18 protein-coding genes and 1 pseudogene are annotated in these 17,423 nt (G+C 76.4%); 11 read left to right on the top strand and 8 right to left on the bottom strand.

All coding sequences use genetic code 11. The features are described 5' to 3' along the window. Positions 1 to 88 precede the first annotated feature (88 nt). The 5 genes from RM780_RS19120 to RM780_RS19100 all read right to left on the bottom strand — a co-directional run bounded on the left by RM780_RS19120 (position 89) and on the right by RM780_RS19100 (position 4,176). Positions 89 to 1,156 (bottom strand): LLM class flavin-dependent oxidoreductase, encoded by a 1,068-nt coding sequence (locus RM780_RS19120; RefSeq protein WP_311632057.1) that lies wholly within the window; start codon positions 1,154 to 1,156, stop codon positions 89 to 91. 249 nt (positions 1,157 to 1,405) lie between these two features. After that, a complete protein-coding gene (locus RM780_RS19115) occupies positions 1,406 to 1,663 on the bottom strand; it encodes a hypothetical protein (protein WP_311632007.1) in 258 nt (85 codons plus the stop codon). A 78-nt stretch (positions 1,664 to 1,741) separates the two neighbouring features. Beyond that, positions 1,742 to 1,954 carry a DUF397 domain-containing protein gene (locus tag RM780_RS19110; protein WP_311632006.1) on the bottom strand — a complete coding sequence of 71 codons (213 nt, stop codon included), beginning with the start codon at positions 1,952 to 1,954 and terminating at the stop codon, positions 1,742 to 1,744. A 172-nt stretch (positions 1,955 to 2,126) separates the two neighbouring features. Next, on the bottom strand, positions 2,127 to 2,993 hold the full coding sequence (locus tag RM780_RS19105; RefSeq protein ID WP_311632005.1) for a helix-turn-helix domain-containing protein: 867 nt from the start codon (positions 2,991 to 2,993) through the stop codon (positions 2,127 to 2,129). A 385-nt stretch (positions 2,994 to 3,378) separates the two neighbouring features. After that, complete coding sequence (locus tag RM780_RS19100) at positions 3,379 to 4,176, bottom strand: GOLPH3/VPS74 family protein (RefSeq protein WP_311632004.1); 798 nt, start codon at positions 4,174 to 4,176, stop codon at positions 3,379 to 3,381. A gap of 368 nt (positions 4,177 to 4,544) precedes the next feature. On the opposite strand from RM780_RS19100, the gene RM780_RS19095 reads away from it, so the two are divergent. The 5 genes from RM780_RS19095 (at position 4,545) to RM780_RS19080 (ending at position 9,516) form a co-directional block, all read left to right on the top strand. Further along, entirely contained in the window at positions 4,545 to 7,292 is a 2,748-nt protein-coding gene (locus RM780_RS19095) for a D-alanyl-D-alanine carboxypeptidase (protein WP_311632003.1), read from the top strand. A 120-nt stretch (positions 7,293 to 7,412) separates the two neighbouring features. After that, on the top strand, positions 7,413 to 7,505 hold the full coding sequence (locus RM780_RS27875) for a hypothetical protein (RefSeq protein WP_394813018.1): 93 nt from the start codon (positions 7,413 to 7,415) through the stop codon (positions 7,503 to 7,505). Beyond that, positions 7,483 to 7,662, top strand: a complete 180-nt coding sequence (locus RM780_RS19090) for a hypothetical protein (protein ID WP_311632002.1) — start codon at positions 7,483 to 7,485, stop codon at positions 7,660 to 7,662. Before RM780_RS27875 ends, RM780_RS19090 begins: the two co-directional genes overlap by 23 nt. 71 nt (positions 7,663 to 7,733) lie before the next feature. Further along, the gene (locus RM780_RS19085; protein WP_311632001.1) at positions 7,734 to 9,029 is read left to right on the top strand and encodes a family 1 glycosylhydrolase; all 1,296 of its coding nucleotides are present in this window, start codon (positions 7,734 to 7,736) and stop codon (positions 9,027 to 9,029) included. Positions 9,030 to 9,204: 175 nt separating this feature from the next. Continuing rightward, entirely contained in the window at positions 9,205 to 9,516 is a 312-nt protein-coding gene (locus RM780_RS19080) for a hypothetical protein (RefSeq protein ID WP_311632000.1), read from the top strand. A 20-nt stretch (positions 9,517 to 9,536) separates the two neighbouring features. Here the strand turns inward: RM780_RS19080 and RM780_RS19075 are convergent, their stop codons facing one another. Together RM780_RS19075 and RM780_RS19070 are read right to left on the bottom strand one after the other, a co-directional pair. Continuing rightward, positions 9,537 to 9,776: a hypothetical protein gene (locus tag RM780_RS19075; RefSeq protein ID WP_311631999.1), complete on the bottom strand. Its 240-nt coding sequence runs from the start codon at positions 9,774 to 9,776 to the stop codon at positions 9,537 to 9,539. 28 nt (positions 9,777 to 9,804) lie between these two features. Next, positions 9,805 to 10,479: an HNH endonuclease family protein gene (locus tag RM780_RS19070; RefSeq protein WP_311631998.1), complete on the bottom strand. Its 675-nt coding sequence runs from the start codon at positions 10,477 to 10,479 to the stop codon at positions 9,805 to 9,807. A gap of 136 nt (positions 10,480 to 10,615) precedes the next feature. Between RM780_RS19070 and RM780_RS19065 the strand changes: the two genes are divergently transcribed. From RM780_RS19065 to RM780_RS19045, 5 genes and pseudogenes are all read left to right on the top strand, one after another. Next, complete coding sequence (locus tag RM780_RS19065) at positions 10,616 to 10,858, top strand: hypothetical protein (protein WP_394813017.1); 243 nt, start codon at positions 10,616 to 10,618, stop codon at positions 10,856 to 10,858. A 185-nt stretch (positions 10,859 to 11,043) separates the two neighbouring features. Beyond that, positions 11,044 to 11,949 (top strand): annotated as a pseudogene (locus tag RM780_RS19060) (AraC family transcriptional regulator); the annotation flags it as partial. Between the two features lie 487 nt (positions 11,950 to 12,436). Further along, positions 12,437 to 14,533, top strand: a complete 2,097-nt coding sequence (locus RM780_RS19055; protein ID WP_311631996.1) for a PEP/pyruvate-binding domain-containing protein — start codon at positions 12,437 to 12,439, stop codon at positions 14,531 to 14,533. Continuing rightward, a complete protein-coding gene (locus RM780_RS19050; protein WP_311631995.1) occupies positions 14,530 to 15,456 on the top strand; it encodes a hypothetical protein in 927 nt (308 codons plus the stop codon). Before RM780_RS19055 ends, RM780_RS19050 begins: the two co-directional genes overlap by 4 nt. Before the next feature lie 115 nt (positions 15,457 to 15,571). Beyond that, complete coding sequence (locus tag RM780_RS19045; RefSeq protein ID WP_311631994.1) at positions 15,572 to 16,318, top strand: fused DSP-PTPase phosphatase/NAD kinase-like protein; 747 nt, start codon at positions 15,572 to 15,574, stop codon at positions 16,316 to 16,318. 432 nt (positions 16,319 to 16,750) lie between these two features. Here the strand turns inward: RM780_RS19045 and RM780_RS19040 are convergent, their stop codons facing one another. Further along, the gene (locus tag RM780_RS19040; RefSeq protein ID WP_311631993.1) at positions 16,751 to 16,897 is read right to left on the bottom strand and encodes a hypothetical protein; all 147 of its coding nucleotides are present in this window, start codon (positions 16,895 to 16,897) and stop codon (positions 16,751 to 16,753) included. Between the two features lie 218 nt (positions 16,898 to 17,115). On the opposite strand from RM780_RS19040, the gene RM780_RS19035 reads away from it, so the two are divergent. Further along, positions 17,116 to 17,301 carry a hypothetical protein gene (locus tag RM780_RS19035; protein ID WP_311631992.1) on the top strand — a complete coding sequence of 62 codons (186 nt, stop codon included), beginning with the start codon at positions 17,116 to 17,118 and terminating at the stop codon, positions 17,299 to 17,301. Positions 17,302 to 17,423 lie beyond the last annotated feature (122 nt).

Genomic DNA, 17,423 nt, shown 5'->3' with positions numbered 1-17,423 from the left:
GCTTCCCCCCGTTGGACGTTGATACGAAACGGCGGAACCCTAACAGCCCCCGGGCGGCCCCGTCCGCCACTTCGCCCCGGAGCGGGGGTCAGAAGCCGTACGCGTCGGCGATCAGGTCGTAGCTGCGGTGGCGGATCTCCGGGGTGTGGACGTTGGCGGTGATCATCAGCTCGTCGGTGCCGGTGCGGGTGGCCAGGGCGTTCAGGCCCTCGCGGACCTGGTCGGGGGTGCCGTGGACGACGTTGGCCATCCACTCGTCCACGAAGGCCGTCTCCTGCGGGGAAAAGGGGTAGGCCGCCGCCTCTTCCGGGGAGGGGACCAGGCCGGGCCTGCCGGTGCGCAGGCGGAGCATGGCCAGGGCGCCGGTGAGGACCTGGCGGCGGGCCTCGGCCGGGTCCTCGGCGGCCAGCGCGGAGACGCCGATGAGGGCGTAGGGCTCGTCCAGGACCGCGGAGGGGCGGAAGGCGCGGCGGTAGAGATCCAGTGCGGGAAGGGTGTTCGCGGCGGAGAAGTGGTGGGCGAAGGCGAACGGCAGCCCCAGGCGCCCGGCAAGTTCCGCGCTGAACCCGGATGAGCCCAGCAGCCACACCGGCGGGCGGGCGCCGGGGCCCTGGACCGGGCCCGGCACGGCGTGGATGCGGGCGTAGGGGTGGTCCTCGGGGAAGTCGTCGTCCAGGAAGCGGACCAGGTCGCCGAGCTGCCGGGGGAAGCCCTCGGCGCCGTCCTCGGCGGTCTCGCCGTCCGGGAGGTGCCCGCCGGGGCCGCGGCGCAGGGCGGCGGCCGTGGCGCTGTTGGTGCCGGGGGCGCGGCCCAGGCCCAGGTCGACGCGGCCGGGGGCGAGGGCCTCCAGGGTGCCGAACTGCTCGGCGATCACCAGGGGCGCGTGGTTGGGGAGCATCACGCCGCCGGAGCCGAGGCGGATGCGCTCGGTGTGGGCGGCGAGGTGGGCCAGGATGACGGCCGGCGAGGAGCTGGCGACGCCGGGCATCGAGTGGTGCTCGGCCACCCAGTACCGGTGGTAGCCGCGGCGCTCGGCCAGCCGGGCCAAGGCGGCGGAGGCGCGCAGGGCCTCGGCGGCGGTCCGGCCGCTGCCGACCGTGGCCAGGTCCAGGACGGACAGGGGCACGGGGGCCGTTCCGCGGGCCGTTCCCCGGATGTCCGGGGCGACGGCCCCGGGGGGCGGCCCGGCCGCCTCGTCCTGCCCCGTCGCCCCGGTCTGCCCGGCTCCGCCGGTCGCTTCCGCCACGGCCGTTCCGCCCTTCGCTCGTCGCCCGGCCGCGCTCCGCGTCGCCCGCGCCGGCCGGTGGGGCCGGAGGGGCGCGCGGTGGCGGCGTTCACGGTGATGGGCAACGAGGGCCGCGGCCGGTTTCATTCCGGCCGCGGCGGGCGCGGGGCGGCGCCGGACTCAGGGCAGGTAGCGCTCGGCCGCGGCCGGGCCCTCCTCCTCCAGCAGCTTCCTGGCCTTCTCCACGCGCTCGGGCGTGGGCTCGCGGCCACTGAGCCGCACCAGGTCCTCGGGGTCGAGGGGCCTCTCCGCGCCGGTGTGCAGCAGCCGGTCGGGCGTGGGCTGGTCGGCGGAGGGGTCGGTGGCCCGCCCCTGGCTCGACTCGCCCCGCTTCGGCCCCTTCTTCGGCGCTTCCGACGATTCCGATGATCCGGACATTACGGCACCTCCCTGCTGCCAGCGTAGGCGCTGCCCGCCGGGCCCGCACCCGCCGGGCCCGCCTCCCCCCGACGAGGCTCACAGCGCGGCGGTGAGCCCCTCGCGGCCCATGGCGTCCACGAAGGCCGCCCAGGAGCCGGGGGCGAACGCCAGGCGCGGCCCGGCCGGAGCTTTGGAGTCGCGGACGGCCAGGCGGTTCCGGGCCGGGGACATCACTTCGAGACAGGCCCCGTTCCCGCCCGAATGCGAGGACTTGGTCCAGGTGTCGCTGCTGCCCTGCTCAATCGCCATGATCTCTCCGGAAGGTGTCGGTCGGCTCGAATGCCCCGTGACCGTACTAGTCCGGATCGCCATATGATGTGCCGCTTCACTCGACCGGATGGACCCTGCGAGACCCCCCTCCCCACCGCGGCGACGGCGGTGTATTCTCCCCGGCTTTCGTCACCCCCCGGTCACTCCCCGATCACCCCGCGTGGTACTCGTCGGCGAGCTTCACGAGGAAGTGCCGCGACTGCTCGGGGCTGAGCGCCTGGGCCCGCAGGTGCTCGTACATGATGCTGTAGTGCTGCACGTCGTGCGGCTTCTCCAGGTACAGGTCGCTGGTGCCGCCCTCCAGGTAGATCACCGTGGAGTCGGACGCCTCGGGGAACTCCAGGATCGTGTACTGCCCGTTCACGCCGGGGTGCGCGCCGGCGGAGAAGGGCATCACCTGGAGCGTGACGTGCGGCAGGAGCGACCACTCCGCGAGCCGGTGCAGCTGCTCGATCATCGTGCGCGGCCCGCCGACCTCCCGGCGCAGCGCGGCCTCGTCGACGACCGCCCACAGCCGTAAGGCGTTCTCCTCGTCGTGCAGCCGCTGCTGGCGCCGCAGCCGCACCTGCACGCGGCTGTTGACCTCGTCCTGGGCGACCTCGGGCAGTGCCCCGGATATGACGGCGTTGGCGTAGCCGGGGGTCTGGAGCAGGCCCGGAACGACCAGCGGCTCGAAGACGCGCAGCGAGGACGCGTCCGTCTCCAGGCCGATGTAGACGCTGTAGGTGGGCGAGAGCTCGGCGAACGCGTGCCACCAGCCCTGCTGGCGCGACTCCCGCGCCATCTGCATCAGCGACTCGACGAGCCGGTGGTCCTCGACCTGGTAGACCGCGCACAGGTCCCGCACGTCGCGCGGACTGATGCTGCGCCGGCCGTTCTCCAGCCTGCTGATCTTGGACTGGGAGACCAGCAGCCGCTCGGCGACCTCCTCCGCGGTCATGCCCTGCTCCTCGCGCAGCCGCCTCAGCTCCTGGCCGAGCCGGCGCCGCCGGACCGTGGGATTGACGTTGCCCGCCACGGACGTGAGCACCTCCGTCGTTACGGCGTGGTTCCGGGCCCTCCCGGGGCGGGCGGCCGGACGGCAGGGCCCGGGACGGGACCGCTGCTGTCAGCAGAGTGCCACCCCGCGCGGCCTGCCCGCCGGGCATATCGGACGACGGATTTCGGACTGGCCGCGCGCCGGTGCGTGCGCCGGGCCGCGGCGAGCCTCGGCGCGCGCCGCTCGCGGGCCGCGCGCGCCGCCGCTCAACGACCGCGCGCGCCGTGTTCGCGCGCCGAGTTCGCGCCCCGGGTGCGGGCGCGGGCACGGGGTGTGGGAACGGCCACCGTCCGTGGCCGTCACCACACCCCGTGCCCACCCGCGGCTCCCGGTCAGGGTCGTCGGCGCGTGGCCGACGCGTGCCCTAGTGCGAGAGCGAGGGACGAACTGCGGCTCGCGTCACCCCTCTCCGCCGGCTCTGATCGCCGATCGACTGCGGCTGTCCGACCACAGCCATGGCCGGCGCCGGCGCCGGGGCGCGTCCCGCCTTGCGCGTGCCGTTGCCCTGCTGGGGGCGGCGCGCCGCGGCTGCCTGACCCGCCACGCCGTTCTGGACGTCCATCACGGCGTGCGCCACGAGGCCACCCATCGGGTCGTGCCTGATCAGGTCCCGGAGCCGGGAGCGGGACGACCGCCCCTCGTTCCCCGGGTAGAGATGCTTGCCCAGGCCCACGGCGTGGGCCAGTGCCGCCAGCGCCGCGGTCCGCGCGTCCGGTGGCGTACCGGTGCGGATCGCGGTGTCCAGCCGAGCCCGGATCTGCCGGCTGACCGCGGTGTCCGTCGCCTGGTACCGCGTCGTCGGCAGTACCCCGCACATCTGGTTCTCCACCGCGTGCACCATGCCGCAGCGTTCCAGATGCGAGAGATACGTCTGGCGCAGCCCGAGTCTGGGCCCGCCGATCCAGTGGACGGCCCGCACGGGACTGCCACGCCTGCGCAGCAGCTCCAGTGCGGAGTCCAGCGTCGGATCTCCGGTCGGCCGCGGCAGCACCACGGCTATTCGGTCCCCATCAGGGGCTATGCGACCCGCCAGAGCCAGCTCTACTAGCTGAGCCCCGGCAAGGCCGAGATCGAGCGACTGCGGCTGCGCAGTGGTACCCGTGGCCGGGTCCAGAGCGAGCAGCAGCAGCTCCTCCGGAATGGTTCTACGACTCCTGCCCATCCATGCCTCCCCGCGTGGATGAAAGACAGGGTGACGCCTCTCACATTGTTCTGTCGAGAGCACGTGGTTGATTTGGGCGGGAACCCGTAGATATGTCGTTGTCGTCCTTGAGGGCAGAGCGCAGGATTCCGCCACCACCGGCTTGTCGTACCGCGGTGCACAGGACCGGGCAGACTGGTAGAGCCAGCGGCGTTTTTGATCAAGGAGAGGGAGGATCGGTGGCGGGCGAGTCCCCGGACAGGTCGGATCGGGTACAGGGGCAGGAGTCACCGGGGAAGACGCCCGGGGACTCCGAAAGGTTTCCCGGGGAGGGGGATTCGGCGGATTCGGCAACGACCGGGCACGAGGGCCGTCCGGAACGGCCGGAGTTGTCCACGCGGCCCGGCTCCACCGGCGACTCCGCGACGACGTCGCTGCGCGTACCGCCGGACCCACCGGCACGGGCGTCCGGCGACGGCGGCACGACCTCGCTGCGCGTGCGCCCCGAGGGCACGGGCGACCGCGCGACCACGTCCCTCCGCGTCCCACCGGACGCGGACGCGTCCCGGGACGCGGAGGAGGCCCCGCCGGACGCCGCTGCCTCCGGCGGGGCACAGGACGCGCACGCCTCCGGCAACGACGCGGGCCTGCCCCGGACGCCGGACGACGGTCCCGAGGACCCGGCCGTCAACGCCCCCGGCGGCGCGACGGACGCGTCCGAAGGCCGGGACGGGGAGACGGACGAGCCGCCCGCGCAGGGCGCCTATGCGCCCGAGGACCGGCCCGGCGCGGCGGTCACCGGGGCCGAAGCCCCGGCCCCCGGCCGCGCACCGGACGGGTCCGAGGACGCGCACGCCTCCAGCAACGACGCGGGCCTGCCCCGGACGCCGGACGACGGTCCCGAGGACCCGGCCGTCAACGCCCCCGGTAGCGCGACGGACGCGTCCGAAGGCCGGGACGGGGAGACGGAGGTCAGGCCCCCGGCTTTGGCGGGCAACGCCCCCGGCGGCGGTGCCGCTGACGCGGACCGCGGGCACGCGTCCGCGGACGCGAACGACGGCGCCGCGGACGGGCTCTCGAACGAGGCGGAGGCCGGGGAGGGCGTCGACCAGCACACGGCCGTGCTGCGACTGCCCGAGGAGGGCGAACGGCCGCCGGTGGATCCGCGCACGCCCGCGCCCCGGCGCGCGTTCCCCGCCCGGCGGGCCGGCGGGAACGACCCGGAGATCACCCGCGTCGTCCCCGCCCCGGAGGACGACGGGGACCCCGAGATCACCCACGTCGTCGCCGCCCCGGAGGACGACGGGGACCCCGAGATCACCCGTGTCGTCGCCGCGCCCGAGGACGGCCCGGAGGTCACCCGACTCGCCCCGAGGCCGGGCGAGGACGACGACCCCGAGATCACCCGCGTCGTCCCCGAGCCAGGGGACGACGCCCCGCGCGGCGACTCGGCGACCACCGTCCTCGGCCCCGAGCGGGACGCGGACGAGGCCCCCCGTCGCAGCCCCGCGGCCATGGACCCGAGCCCGAGGCCGGACCCCGAGCCAGGGGCTGATGCCCCCCGTGGCAGTCCGGCCACCATGGATCTCGGCCCGAAGCGGGAGCCGGACGACGCCCCGCGCGGTGACTCCGCGACCACCGTCCTCGGCCCGAAGCGGGACGCCGGCGCCGAGCCGGGACCCGGTCCCGGGGCCGACGGCGCGAAGGCCGCGAAGGCCGCGAAGGCAAGGAACGCCCCGCCCGGCGAAAGGCCCCGCGCCGCGCAGGCGCACGCGGCCGAGCCCGCGCCGGAGGCGGTCGCGCCGCCGAGGCCCGCCGCGCCGCCGCCCGTTCCGGACGCGCAGCGCAACCCGCTGGAGTTGCTGGCCGAGCTGACCAACAGGCCCGCCCCGCCGCCCACTCCGCTGCGCACTTTCGGCCGCCGGGTCAAGATCTGGACCCCGCTGGTCCTGTTCCTGCTGCTGCTGTTCGTCGTCGCACAGTCCCTGCGCCCCCTGCCCGAGCCGGAGTTGGAGCTGACCGCGGCCCCCTCGTTCAGCTTCGGGGGCAGCGTTCCCGAGGCCCCGTGGCCCAGTTCGGGACAGGCCGCGCTCGGCGTCGAGGGGCTGGGGACGTTCGGCTCCTCCGGCGATCAGCAGGAGCCGGTCCCGATCGCCTCCGTGGCCAAGGTGATGACGGCCTATCTGGTCCTGCGCGAGCACGGCATGGACACCGAGAGCAACGGCGCGGAGATCCCCGTCGACCAGCGGGCCGAGGACGAGGCGGCGCTGAGCGAGGACGGCGAGTCCACCGTCGAGGTGGAGGAGGGCAGCGTTCTCACCCAGCGCGAGGCGCTTCAGGCGATCATGATTGCCTCCGCGAACAACGTCGCGCGCCTGCTGGCCCGTTGGAGCGCCGGCTCCGAGGAGGAGTTCGTGCGGCAGATGAACGAGGCCGCCGAGGAGCTGGGCATGGAGCACACCACCTACACCGACCCCTCGGGCCTGAGCCCGGAGACCGTCTCCACCGCCGAAGACCAGGTGCTCCTGGCGCGCGCGGCCATGGAGGACCCGGTCTTCCGCCAGATCGTCCGGATGCCGTCGTACGTCGACAGCCAGGGCGTGGAGCACTCCAACTGGAACGGCCTGGTGCCGGTCAACGGCGTCATCGGCATCAAGACGGGCACCACGCCCCGGGCCGGCGGCAGCCTGCTGTTCGCCGCCGAGCAGGAGGCGGGCGGCGAGACCCGCCTGATCCTGGGCGCCGTGCTGAGCCAGCCGCCGCACCCCTCGGACAACTCCATCCTCACCGGCGCGCTCACGGCGGGCGACGCGCTGATCCGGTTCGCCCAGGACGCGCTGACGGACGAGACCGTCTTCGAGGCCGGGCAGGAGATCGGCCGGGTGGACGACGGCCTGGGCGGCGGCGCGCCCCTGGTCGTCGCGGAGGACGTGCGGGTCGCCGGCTGGGCGGGCCTCGAGGTCGCGCTGGAGCTGGACGGCCCGGCCGAGGGCGGCGTTCCCGGCTCGGCCGAGGCCGGGGAGACGGTCGGGCGGCTGCTGATCGGCTCGGGCGATCGGCGAACCGAGGTGCCCGTCGCGGTCGGCGCGGACCTGGCCGAACCCGGCTTCACCGCGCGCCTGACCCGGATCACCTGACCACCGCGCGGCGGACGGCCCGCACAGGCCGCCCGCCGCGCGCGACGGGGGCTGCCGCGCCCACCCCCCGCACGCTACAGTCGGTGCCCCACAGCGAGGGATGCGTGAGGGGGCAGCCCTGTGGAATGTCCATCGTGCGGGTCGAACAACGGCCGCAGGCTCAACAACGGCAACTGGGTGTGCGACGACTGTGGCTCGGTCACCGCAGGATGAGGCCGCGTGGCGGGATCTGGACCCGGCCACGCGCGAGCGACTCGACTTCCTCGACCCGGAGGACTTCACCGTGGGGCCCACGGCCGAGGCCGCGGCCCAGTGGGAGCGCTTCACCGCGATCCTCGACAAGGCCGAGAACTACCGCCCCCCGCACTGACCCCGGCGCCCGGGGCGCCCGGCGGGCGCGCCGCGACGGGCCGCCGGGACGGGCGGTCTAGGGTCCGGCCCATGAGGGATGACCAGCCGAGCGCGGAACGGCCCGTACCCGACGGCACGAACGCGGAACGCCCTGACCCGCGACGGCCCGGGGCCGACGGCCGCCTGCGCCCGGACGCGGCGGGCGGCCCCGTGCGTTTCCCCGAGGGCTTCGCGTGGGGCGCGGCCACGGCCGCCTACCAGGTGGAGGGCGCCGTGCGCACCGGCGGGCGCCTGCCCTCCGTGTGGGACACCTTCGCGCACGCGCCGGGCGCGGTGCACCGCAGCCAGACCGGGGACGTGGCCGCCGACCACTGCCACCGGCTCGCCGAGGACGTGTCCCTGCTGGCCGACCTGGGCGTGACGCACTACCGGTTCTCGCTGTCCTGGCCGCGCGTCCAGCCCGAGGGGTACGGGCCGCTCAACGGCGCGGGCCTGGACTTCTACTCCCGCCTGCTGGACGGGCTGCTGGGCCACGGCATCCGGCCCTGGGCCACCCTCTACCACTGGGACCTGCCGCAGAGCCTCCAGGACGCGGGCGGCTGGCCGCGCCGGGCGACGGCCGAGCACTTCGCGGCCTGGGCCGTCGCCGTCCACGAGCGCCTGGGCGACCGGATCGCGGCCTGGACCACCGTGCACGACCCGTGGAGCGCGGCCTTCGCCGGGTACGGCACCGGGCTGCACGCCCCCGGCCTCACCGACCCGGCCGCCGCCGTCCGCGCCTCCCACCACCTGCTGCTGGCGCACGGGCTGGCCCTGAGGGCCCTGCGCTCCCGGGGCGCGCGGGCGCCGATCGGCATCGCGCTGGGCCTGGCGCCGCGCGGGGACGGGCCCCCGGACGCGTGGTTCCTCGGCCCGCTGCTGCGCGGGGCGTACCCGGCGGACGCGATGCCGGGCGAGCATGTGCTGGGCGGGGATCTGGAGTTGATCTCCGCGCCGCTGGACTTCCTCGACGCGCACTGCTGCGGCCGTTCCCCCGGGGAGGTGCACGCCGCGCTGACCGGGCTGCACCGGCACTACGACCCGCCTCCCCTCTATCTCACGGCGGACGGCGGGGCGTTCGAGGACCTGCGCACGGGCGACGGCCGCGTGCACGACGAGGAGCGGCGCCTGGGCCTGGCCGCCCGGCTCGCCGCCGCGCACCGGGCCCTGGGCGAGGGCGTCGACCTGCGCGGCTTCCTCGTGCACCCGCTGCTGGACTGCTTCGCGTGGGAGCACGGCTACGGGCGCAGAACCGGCCTGGTGCACGTGGACTTCGGGACGCAGCGCCGCACGCTCAAGGACAGCGGGCGGTGGTACGCCGAGGTGACGCGGGCCAACGCCCTCTGAGCGTGTGACCCAGTGCCGTGCGAACAACGCGAGTTCGGACGCACGTCGGCGTTTCGGGCGCGGACGCCCGGTCGTTTCCGAACGGTGAACACCGACGGCTGTTCAGGGGGCGCCCGAGGCGGAATGCTGGTGCGCGGCAACCGTCCCACCACCCGCAGCCCCGGGGGAGCCGCCGATGACGACCACCGACAGCACCGCCGACAGCACGGCCGGGCGCCCCGCCACCCCTTCCACGGGGGAAACGCCCCGCGCCGAGGCCGCCGCGCGCCCGCCGGAGGTCGAGGTAGGCGCGCTGGCGCGGGACTCCCGCTCCCTGCGGGTCGGCGTCGTGGTCGGCCGCCAGGGGCAGACCTACCAGCTCCGGCCGGTCAAGGGCGGCGGGGTGTGGGACGCTCCGGCGGAGGACGTGCACCCGGTGAGCGCCAGCGACCTGCTGCGCGAGAAGGTCCGGCAGGCGAACCGGCGCAGCACCGGCGGCCTGATCTGAGCGGCCCGGCGGCGGCAGGCTCAGCGACGGTCCATGCCGTGGCGGCAGTTGAGCCGGGCGGCCACGGCCTCGGCCGCCGCCCGGTCCTCGCCGAAGAACGCCGCCCGGGGACGGCCGTCCTCCCCCGACACGTGCACCAGGCCGCCGACCGGGTCCACCACGTACCAGCCGTGCTCCGCGCCGCGCCGGGCCTCGAAGGGCAGCGGCACCGTGCCGTCGCCGCCCGGCCCCTCGGCCCCCGCGCCCTCCACACCGTTCACGGGGCGATGATGCCCGCGCCGCCGGCGTTCATCCGCAGGTGCCGAGCATGTCCTCCAGCTCCGCGCGCTCGGGTCCGGTGACGGTGAGGCCGTAGGCGTCCTTCACCGCGACCCAGGCCAGCGCGTAGGTGCACCAGAACTCCCGCTCCGGGGGCTGCCATTGATCCGGGGACTGGTCGCCCTTCTCGCGGTTGATCCGGTTGCCGACGGCGATCAGCTGCGGGCGGGTGAGGTCGTTGGCGAACGCCTCCCGCTCCTCCTCGGTCCAGGCGTCGGCGCCGGAGCGCCAGGCGTTGGCCAGCGGAACGACGTGGTCGATGTCGATGTCGGAGGGGTCGGTGTAGTCGGCGTCCTCGTACGGGCTGTGCCAACGGCCGGTGGCCGGGCGGCAGTCGTCGTCCACCTCGACGTCGGTGCCGTCGCGGCGCAGCACGGTCTCGCGGACGGTGCAGCCGTCCTCGGTGGTCCAGTGCGGGAAGTGGTCGCGCGAATAGCCCGTCATGGGGCGCGGGTCGGCCACGGTGAGCCCCTCCAGCGCCTCGCGCGCGGCCTCGGGCGCGGGCAGGCCCGGGAGGGTGCTCGCGGCCTCCGGCGCGGTGGTGACCGAGGGCGAGGCGCCCGGCTCCCCGGCGGGGGTGTCGCAGGCGGCGGCGAGCACCACCGCGAGCAGGGCCGCCGCCGTCGCCGCCGTCCGCCTCACCATGGCGCCACCCCACCTTCCTCGACCCGGCGGCAACCCGCCCCGGGCGCACAGTAGTACGAGCAGGTGAAACCGTAACCTTCCCGGCTCACGGCTGATTAGCACACCGACCACTCCACCAGCGGAAAGGCGGTCAGTCATGATGAGGAATGTCCGGGTGTGGGCGCGTTGGCCGATGGCCGCCGCACTGACCGCCGGCATGACGGCCGGGCTCGCGGCCCTCGGCTCCGGCGTGGCCAGCGCGGACGAGCACTACTACGGAGACCCCAAGATCGGCCCCCGCGTCGGCCTGGTCAACACCGGCCAGATCGACGACCCGCTGGAGGACGTCCTGGAACACGCCTCCTTCCTCTTCGGCTCGGAGACCGTCCAGTACGACTGAGGGCGGCCGAGGACGCCTGCGGACGGCCCTCGGCAACTGCGGCGATCTACGCGCGCTGCGTGGGGTTTGGTGGAGATTCGCTGAACTGACCGTGGAAAGCGGCTTCGAGACCACCCGTGCCGGATAGTCTCGCTGAACTGTCCGTTCGTCTCAGGTGGATGGCCCTGCCCGATACAGTCGAGCCCATGGACGTGCTCAGCGACGCGGTCGCCGCCATGCGGACCGGCCGCCCGCACTCCGCCAGGCGGCGTCTGCCCGCGCCCTGGCGGCTGCGCGCCAGGCCCTTCGAGGGAGCCGGCTTCCACGTCGTGCTCCAGGGCGAGGCATGGCTCTTCCCCGGGACCCCGCCGCACCCCGAGCCGCTGCGGCTCGGGGTCGGCGACGTGCTGCTGCTGCCGCACGGCGGCGCGCACGAGCTGACCGACGCGCCCGGCAGCCCCGCCGCCGAAACGCTCACCACCTGCCTGGCCGGGTCGGTCGGGCCGGAGGACGCCGAGGGCCCGGGGACGGTGCTGCTGTGCGGGGCGTTCCCGCTGGACCGGGCCCGGCCGCACCCGCTGCTGGCCGAGCTGCCCGAGGTCATCCACCTGCCCGCCCGCGTGGGGCGGCACGGCTCGCTGCGCGCGGCGGTGGACCTGCTGGGCGGCGAGCTGGCCGGGCCGCCCCTGCCCGGGGCGGACGGGGCGGTCCCGGCGCTGCTGGAGACGCTGCTGCTCTACATCCTGCGGGCCTGGTACGACGAGCTGGCCGAGCAACGGCCGGGCTCGGGCTGGGCGGCGGCGCTGCACGACCCGGGCGTCTCGGCCGCGCTCCGCGCGATCCACCGGGAGCCGGCCCGGCCGTGGACGGTGCGCACGCTGGGCGACGAGGCGGGCCTCTCCCGGGCCCCCTTCGCCCGCCGCTTCGCCGGCCTGGTCGGCCGCCCCCCGCTCACGTACCTCACCTGGTGGCGCATGACCCTGGCCGCCCGCCTCCTGCGCACCACGACCCACACCCTCCGCGTCGTCGCCGAACAGGTCGGGTACACCTCGGAGTTCGCCTTCGCCAAGGCGTTCAAGCGGGAGCACGGCACGACCCCGGGCCGCTTCCGCGTCGCGCCAGCCGCGCCCGGCCCGCACCCGGAGGCGGCGGCGCGCAGGACGCCCGCGCCCGCGCTCCCGGCCGCGGCCGTTCCGGCCCCTGCGGGGGCAGGCACCGGGGCTCCGCCCCGGACGGTGATGGCCCCGGTCCCGGGGGCGGGCCCCTCCCCCGCCTCGGCGGTCCTTCCGGCGATGCCCCAGGAGGCCCTGCCCGGCTGACGGCCTCGCGCCCAGCCTCCGGGCGCGTGCCCGAGCCTGCCTCGGCCGGGCGTTCCCCCCGCCGCGCGCGGCGTGCCGCAGCGCGGTGCCGCCGCAGTGCCTCGGGGCGGCGGGTGGGCACGGTGCCGGCCCGTGGCCCGGTCGTTCCGCCGGGCCGGGGAGGACGGCCCGTGGGTCGAGTGGTTCCTCGCCGCGCGCAGCGGGCCTCACCCGGTTGCCGATACCGGTGGCGGCGTGGGCGGGGCGGGCGAAGGCTGGGGGACGAAGGAGGTGGGGCCGCGTGGGGAAGGGTGCGGTGGGCCTGGTGGTCGTGCCGCTGGAGAGTGGGCGGGCGGGGGAGGCCGCCGTGACGGGGGCCAAGGCCGCCGCGCTCGCGCGGGCGCGGGCGGCGGGGCTGCCGGTGCTGCCGGGGTTCGCGCTGGTGCCGCCCGGCGACGGCGAGGGGGCCGCGGACGAGGAGGAGCTGCGCCGGGCCTGGGCCGGGCTGCGCGGGCAGGGGGACGAGGCCCTCGTCGTGCGTTCCTCCTCCACCGGCGAGGACAGCGCCGACTCCTCCCGGGCCGGCCGTTTCGTGTCCGTGCTGAACGTCCGCGGCTGGGACGAGTTCGGGACGGCCGTGCGCCGCGTGCGGGAGTCGGCCGATGCGGGCGAGCCCGGGGAACGGATGGCCGTGCTCGTGCAGCCGATGCGGCGTGCCGTCGCCGGAGGCGTGGTCTTCGGCGCCGACCCCGTCGCCGGGCGTCCCGACCGCATCCTCGTCAGCGCGGTGCGCGGCGGCCCGGACCGGCTGGTCGGCGGCGCGGCGCAGGGCGTTCGTTATCAACTCACCCGCCTGGGGCGGCTGGTGGGCACCGAGCCGCCGGAGGGGCGAAGGCACCGCGTGCTCGGGCGGCGGCGCCTGGCGCGCCTGGTGCAGCTGGCCCGCCGCACCGAGAGGGCGCTGGGCGGGCCGCAGGACATGGAGTTCGGCTTCGACGAGGCGGACCGGCTGTGGCTGTTCCAGGCGCGGCCGATCACCGCGATGGGCGCGCGGCCCAGCAGCCGCGCGCGCCTGCTGGGCCCGGGGCCGGTGGCCGACACCTTCCCCGAGGTCCTCCAGCCGCTGGAGGAGGACATGTGGCTGGAGCCGATGGCGCACGGCCTGACCCTCGCCCTGGACATCGGCGGCACGGCCCCGCGCCGGCTGCTGCGCACGCTGCCCACCGTCACCACGGTCAACGGCCGCGCCGCCGCCGACCTGCGCCTGCTGGGCGCAGTCCCCTCCCCGCACCCCGTGCTGCACGTCCTCAACCCCGCACCCGGCGCCCGGCGGGCCTCAGCCGCGTGGCGGATGGGCCGGCTGCGCAGCGCGCTGCCGCTGCTGGCCGCCGACCTGATGGCCGAGGTGGACCGGGAGCTGGCGGGGCTGCCGCCGCCGGGCGGGATGCTCGGCGGGCAGTTGCTGGCAGCCCTGGCCTGGGGACGCACCGTGCTGACCGCGCTGCACGCGCAGGAGTCGCTGGCCGGGGCGCTGCTCGGACCCGGGACCGGGCTGACCGCGGCGGGCGAGGCCCTGGCGGTGCTCGCGGAGTGCCGGGCGGCGGGCCGTTCGCCCGGGGAGGACGCGGCGCTGATCGCGCGGCACCCGGTGCTGCTGGCGTTGCTCCCGCCCTCGCTGCGCGGGCCCGGCCCGCTGCCCGCGCGCACGGGCGGCACGGGCGCGCCGCGCGGGGTCGCGGCGCTGCCGGTGCGGGAGGGGCTGCGGATGCGGGTGCGGTGGGTGCAGGAGATGCAGGCGCGGGTGGTGCGGGAGGTCGCGGCGCGGGGGCGGGGCACTGCGGAGGAGTCGGCCGTTGGGGTGGGGCCGGACGCGCCGGATCTGGAACGCCTGGCGTTGCTGCGCTGGCCCGAGCTGGCCGACGCGCTGGCGGCGGGGCCGCCCGAGCCGTCCTCGCCCGGGCGGTTCCCGGCGGACCTGGCCGGCCGCCGTCCCCGGCCCGAGGCGCCCGAGCTGCCGGCCGCCTTCCGGCTGGCAGCGGGCGGGCGGATCGTTCCGGAGCGGCCCGGGCGCCGGGCCGGGGGCGGGGAGGGGCAGGGCGCGGGCGGCGGGTTCGGCACGGGGACGGCCTGGCACGGCACGGGGGAACGCCCGGAGCGGGCCGTGCTGGTGGTGCGCACGCTGGATCCGGCGCTGGCGCCTCACCTGCCGGGCCTGGCGGGGCTGGTGGCGGAGACCGGCAGCGTGCTGGCGCACCTGGCCGTGCTCGCCCGGGAGTACGGGGTGCCGACGGTGGTGGGCGTGCCGGGCGCGCTGGAGCGTTTCCCGCCGGGGGCGCGGGTGCGGGTGGACGGCGCGGCGGGGGCGGTCTCGGCGGAGACGCCGGCGGGGGCCCCGTGAACGCCCGGCGCGCGGGCGGCGTCCTCGCCGGGCTGCTGGGGACGGCCTCGGCCGTGGGCGCGGCCCTCTACCTGCTCGTCTACCTCAACCGCTGGGAGTGGCAGCGCGCCCTGCTGTGCGGCGTCCTGCTGCTGATCGTGGAGGTGCCGCTGGTGGCCGCGGTCCTGCTGGGGCGGGTGGGGCGCCTGCGGCGCGAGCTGGCGGAGAACGGCTCCCGCGTCGAGGAGGTGCTGCGGCGCCTCGAACAGGGCCGGGAGGCGGAGGGCGGCGGGCGCCACCGCTTCGCGTGGCTTGACGAGCCGGGCGGGGGGCGGACCTTCGTCTTCGTGCCGGTGCTGATGGCGACGGGGGCGGCGCTTGCCGTGGTCGCGCTGTGCGTGCAGAAGGTGGCCTCGGCCACGGCGCGGCCGGGGGCGGAGCGGCGGCTGGCCGGGCGGCTGGCGCGGCTGGCTGCCCCGCCGGGCGGGGTGCGCGGGGTGCGGCCGGCGGAGCCGCCGCCCCCGCCGGTGCCGCCCGCCCGGCCGCGGCGGACCGCGCTGCTGCTCGCGGCGGGGGCCGTGGCGGCCGTGGCGGCGTTCCTGCTGGTGGACGCGGTGTCGGACGCCACGCAGACCCGCCCCTCCCGGCCCCCGTCCGACTCGGCCGCCAGCGCGGTCGTCTTCCGCGTCACCGTCCGCAACACCGACCGGGGCGAGGCCGTGGACCAGGCCGCGCGGGCGCTGTGGGAGGACTGCCGGCGCTCCACGTCCGCCCTGCGGGACCGGGCGCCGCTGGCCCGGCTGGAGCCGGGGGTCTTCACAGGGGTGCTGCGGCCGGCCCTGACCGCGCACGACCTGCGGCGCCTGCGCGGCTGCCTGGCCGACACGCGGGCGGACCGGACGGGCGCGGAGGTGCTGGGCGTGGCGCAGGTCACGCACCCCTGACCTGGGAGGCTGGACAGACCCCGGGCCGCCGTGGTCAGCTGCCCCGACCGCGCCCGTTCGTCCCCATCCGGGCGTTTACCCCCTCGCACTCACACTCGTCCCCGGTGGTGATCACGTGCCCGTTCTGTCCGCCCCGCCGACCCTCCCGGCCGACGAGGCGCCACCGGACGGCGTCCGTTCCCCCCTCGCCCCGCGCTCCTCGCGCCGCCGCCGCGTCCTGCGGCGCGCGGGCAAGATCGCCGGGCTGTGCGTGCTGGCGTACGTGTCCCTGTGGCTTGCGGCCGTCCTCGGCACGCTCGGCGTGTCGTTCTGGGCGCGGGAGCACTACTCGGACGGCGAGCGCGTCGCGGGCATCAACCACTTCCTGCGCGTCGACGACCAGGTGTGGCGCGGCTCGGCCCCGCGGCCTGACGGGTACGAGGCGCTGGCCGAGCGCGGCATCACGACCGTGATCGACCTGCGCGCGGAGGATCTCAGCGAGCGCCAGCTCGGGCACCCGGGCGAGGCGGGCCTGGACCTGGTCCGCCTGCCGATCCGCGACGGCCAGACCCCGACGGAGGAGCAGGTCGCGTCCTTCCTGACCGCCGTGGAGAACGCGCCCGGCCCCGTCTACGTCCACTGCGGCGCGGGCGTCGGCCGCACGGGCGCGATGGCCGCGGCCTACCTCGTCACCACCGGCCAGGCCGACTCCCAGCAGGCCGCCCTCCGCAACCTCGCGGTCGGCCCGCCCTCGGTCGAGCAGATCTACTACGCCCTCACGACCGACCCCGGCGACACGGCCCAACCCCCGCTCCCCGTCCAGGCGTTGAGCCGCGCCCTGGACGCGCCCCGCCGCATCAACGCCTCGCTGTCTCTCTTCTGACCGCTGGGCGTCACCGCGGCCCGCGCCGTGGCCTGATGCTCCTGGTCGCGTAGAGGACGGTGTTCGGCTGTATGACGAGCTGAACGCCGTCCCCGAGGTCGAGCCGCTTCCCGCCCCGGGGCTGCCCGAGGATGTCGACAACGAGCGCCCGGCGTTGAGAAGCAAGGCCGCCGTGGACCTGGCCCGCGCTCGCCTGCTGCGCGGGGAGGTGGACGGTGCCCTCGAAGCCGTCGAGCCGGTGCTCGCACTGGAGCCGGAGTGGCGCACGCTGGGGCTGCTGGAACGCATGACGGCTCTGCGCGCGGACCTCTGCGCAGCGAACTCTCCACCGCCGCAGCCGCCCGCCACATGGGCGAACGCATGGAGGGCTTCACCGCGCGAGCCGCAGCCCGCGGACTCGGCGGCTCCTCCCCGTTGGCCCTGGGCCCCTGATCACCGCTCCGGCAGCGCCGCCAGGATCGCCGCTTCCTTCTCCGGCGGCAGGCCGTGTTCGGCCCACCTCGGGTTCGGGACGGGCGTGCCGCCCGCGTTCAGCCAGGCCCAGGTGTCGGTGACCGTCTCGGCCAGCGGGCGGCACACCAGGCCGGCCGCCAGGGCGCGTTGGGGGCTGACCGCCCACGTGCCGGGGGCCGTGCGCCACCTCGGGTACGCCGTGTCGCATAAGCACCTCGTCGGACCCGGCCTGGGCGGTCCCCGAGCACTGGAAGACCGACGTCTTCAGCACCCTCCGAGGCCTGTGGCTGGGGCGCAAGCTCGACGACGTCCGCGCGCGCCCGGCCGTGGAGAGCATTCCGCGCATGGTGGTCAGCGTGGTTCCCCTCGACTCGCTGCTGCCCCGGATGTGGCAGCTTCGCGGCAACGTCAGCGGCTACGACGCGGCGTACGTGGCCGCCGCCGAGGCGCACGGCTGCCCCCTGGTGACCGCGGACGCGCGGCCGGCCCGCGCGGTCGGGGTGCGGTGCGCGGTGGAGCTCATCTCCTGAGTGCCTTGAACGCCGCCCAGGGGAGCCAATCGCCGGTGGCACGGCGCGCGTTCACTCGTCTCCGCCCCGGCCCGGTTCCAGGGGTGGGGCGTTGACGGCGCAGTGGTGGCGGCCCTGGGGGC

Source organism: Streptomyces boetiae (genome assembly GCF_031845405.1).
Lineage (GTDB): Bacteria > Actinomycetota > Actinomycetes > Streptomycetales > Streptomycetaceae > Streptomyces > Streptomyces boetiae.
This window is presented reverse-complemented; position numbering and strand designations above follow the sequence as displayed.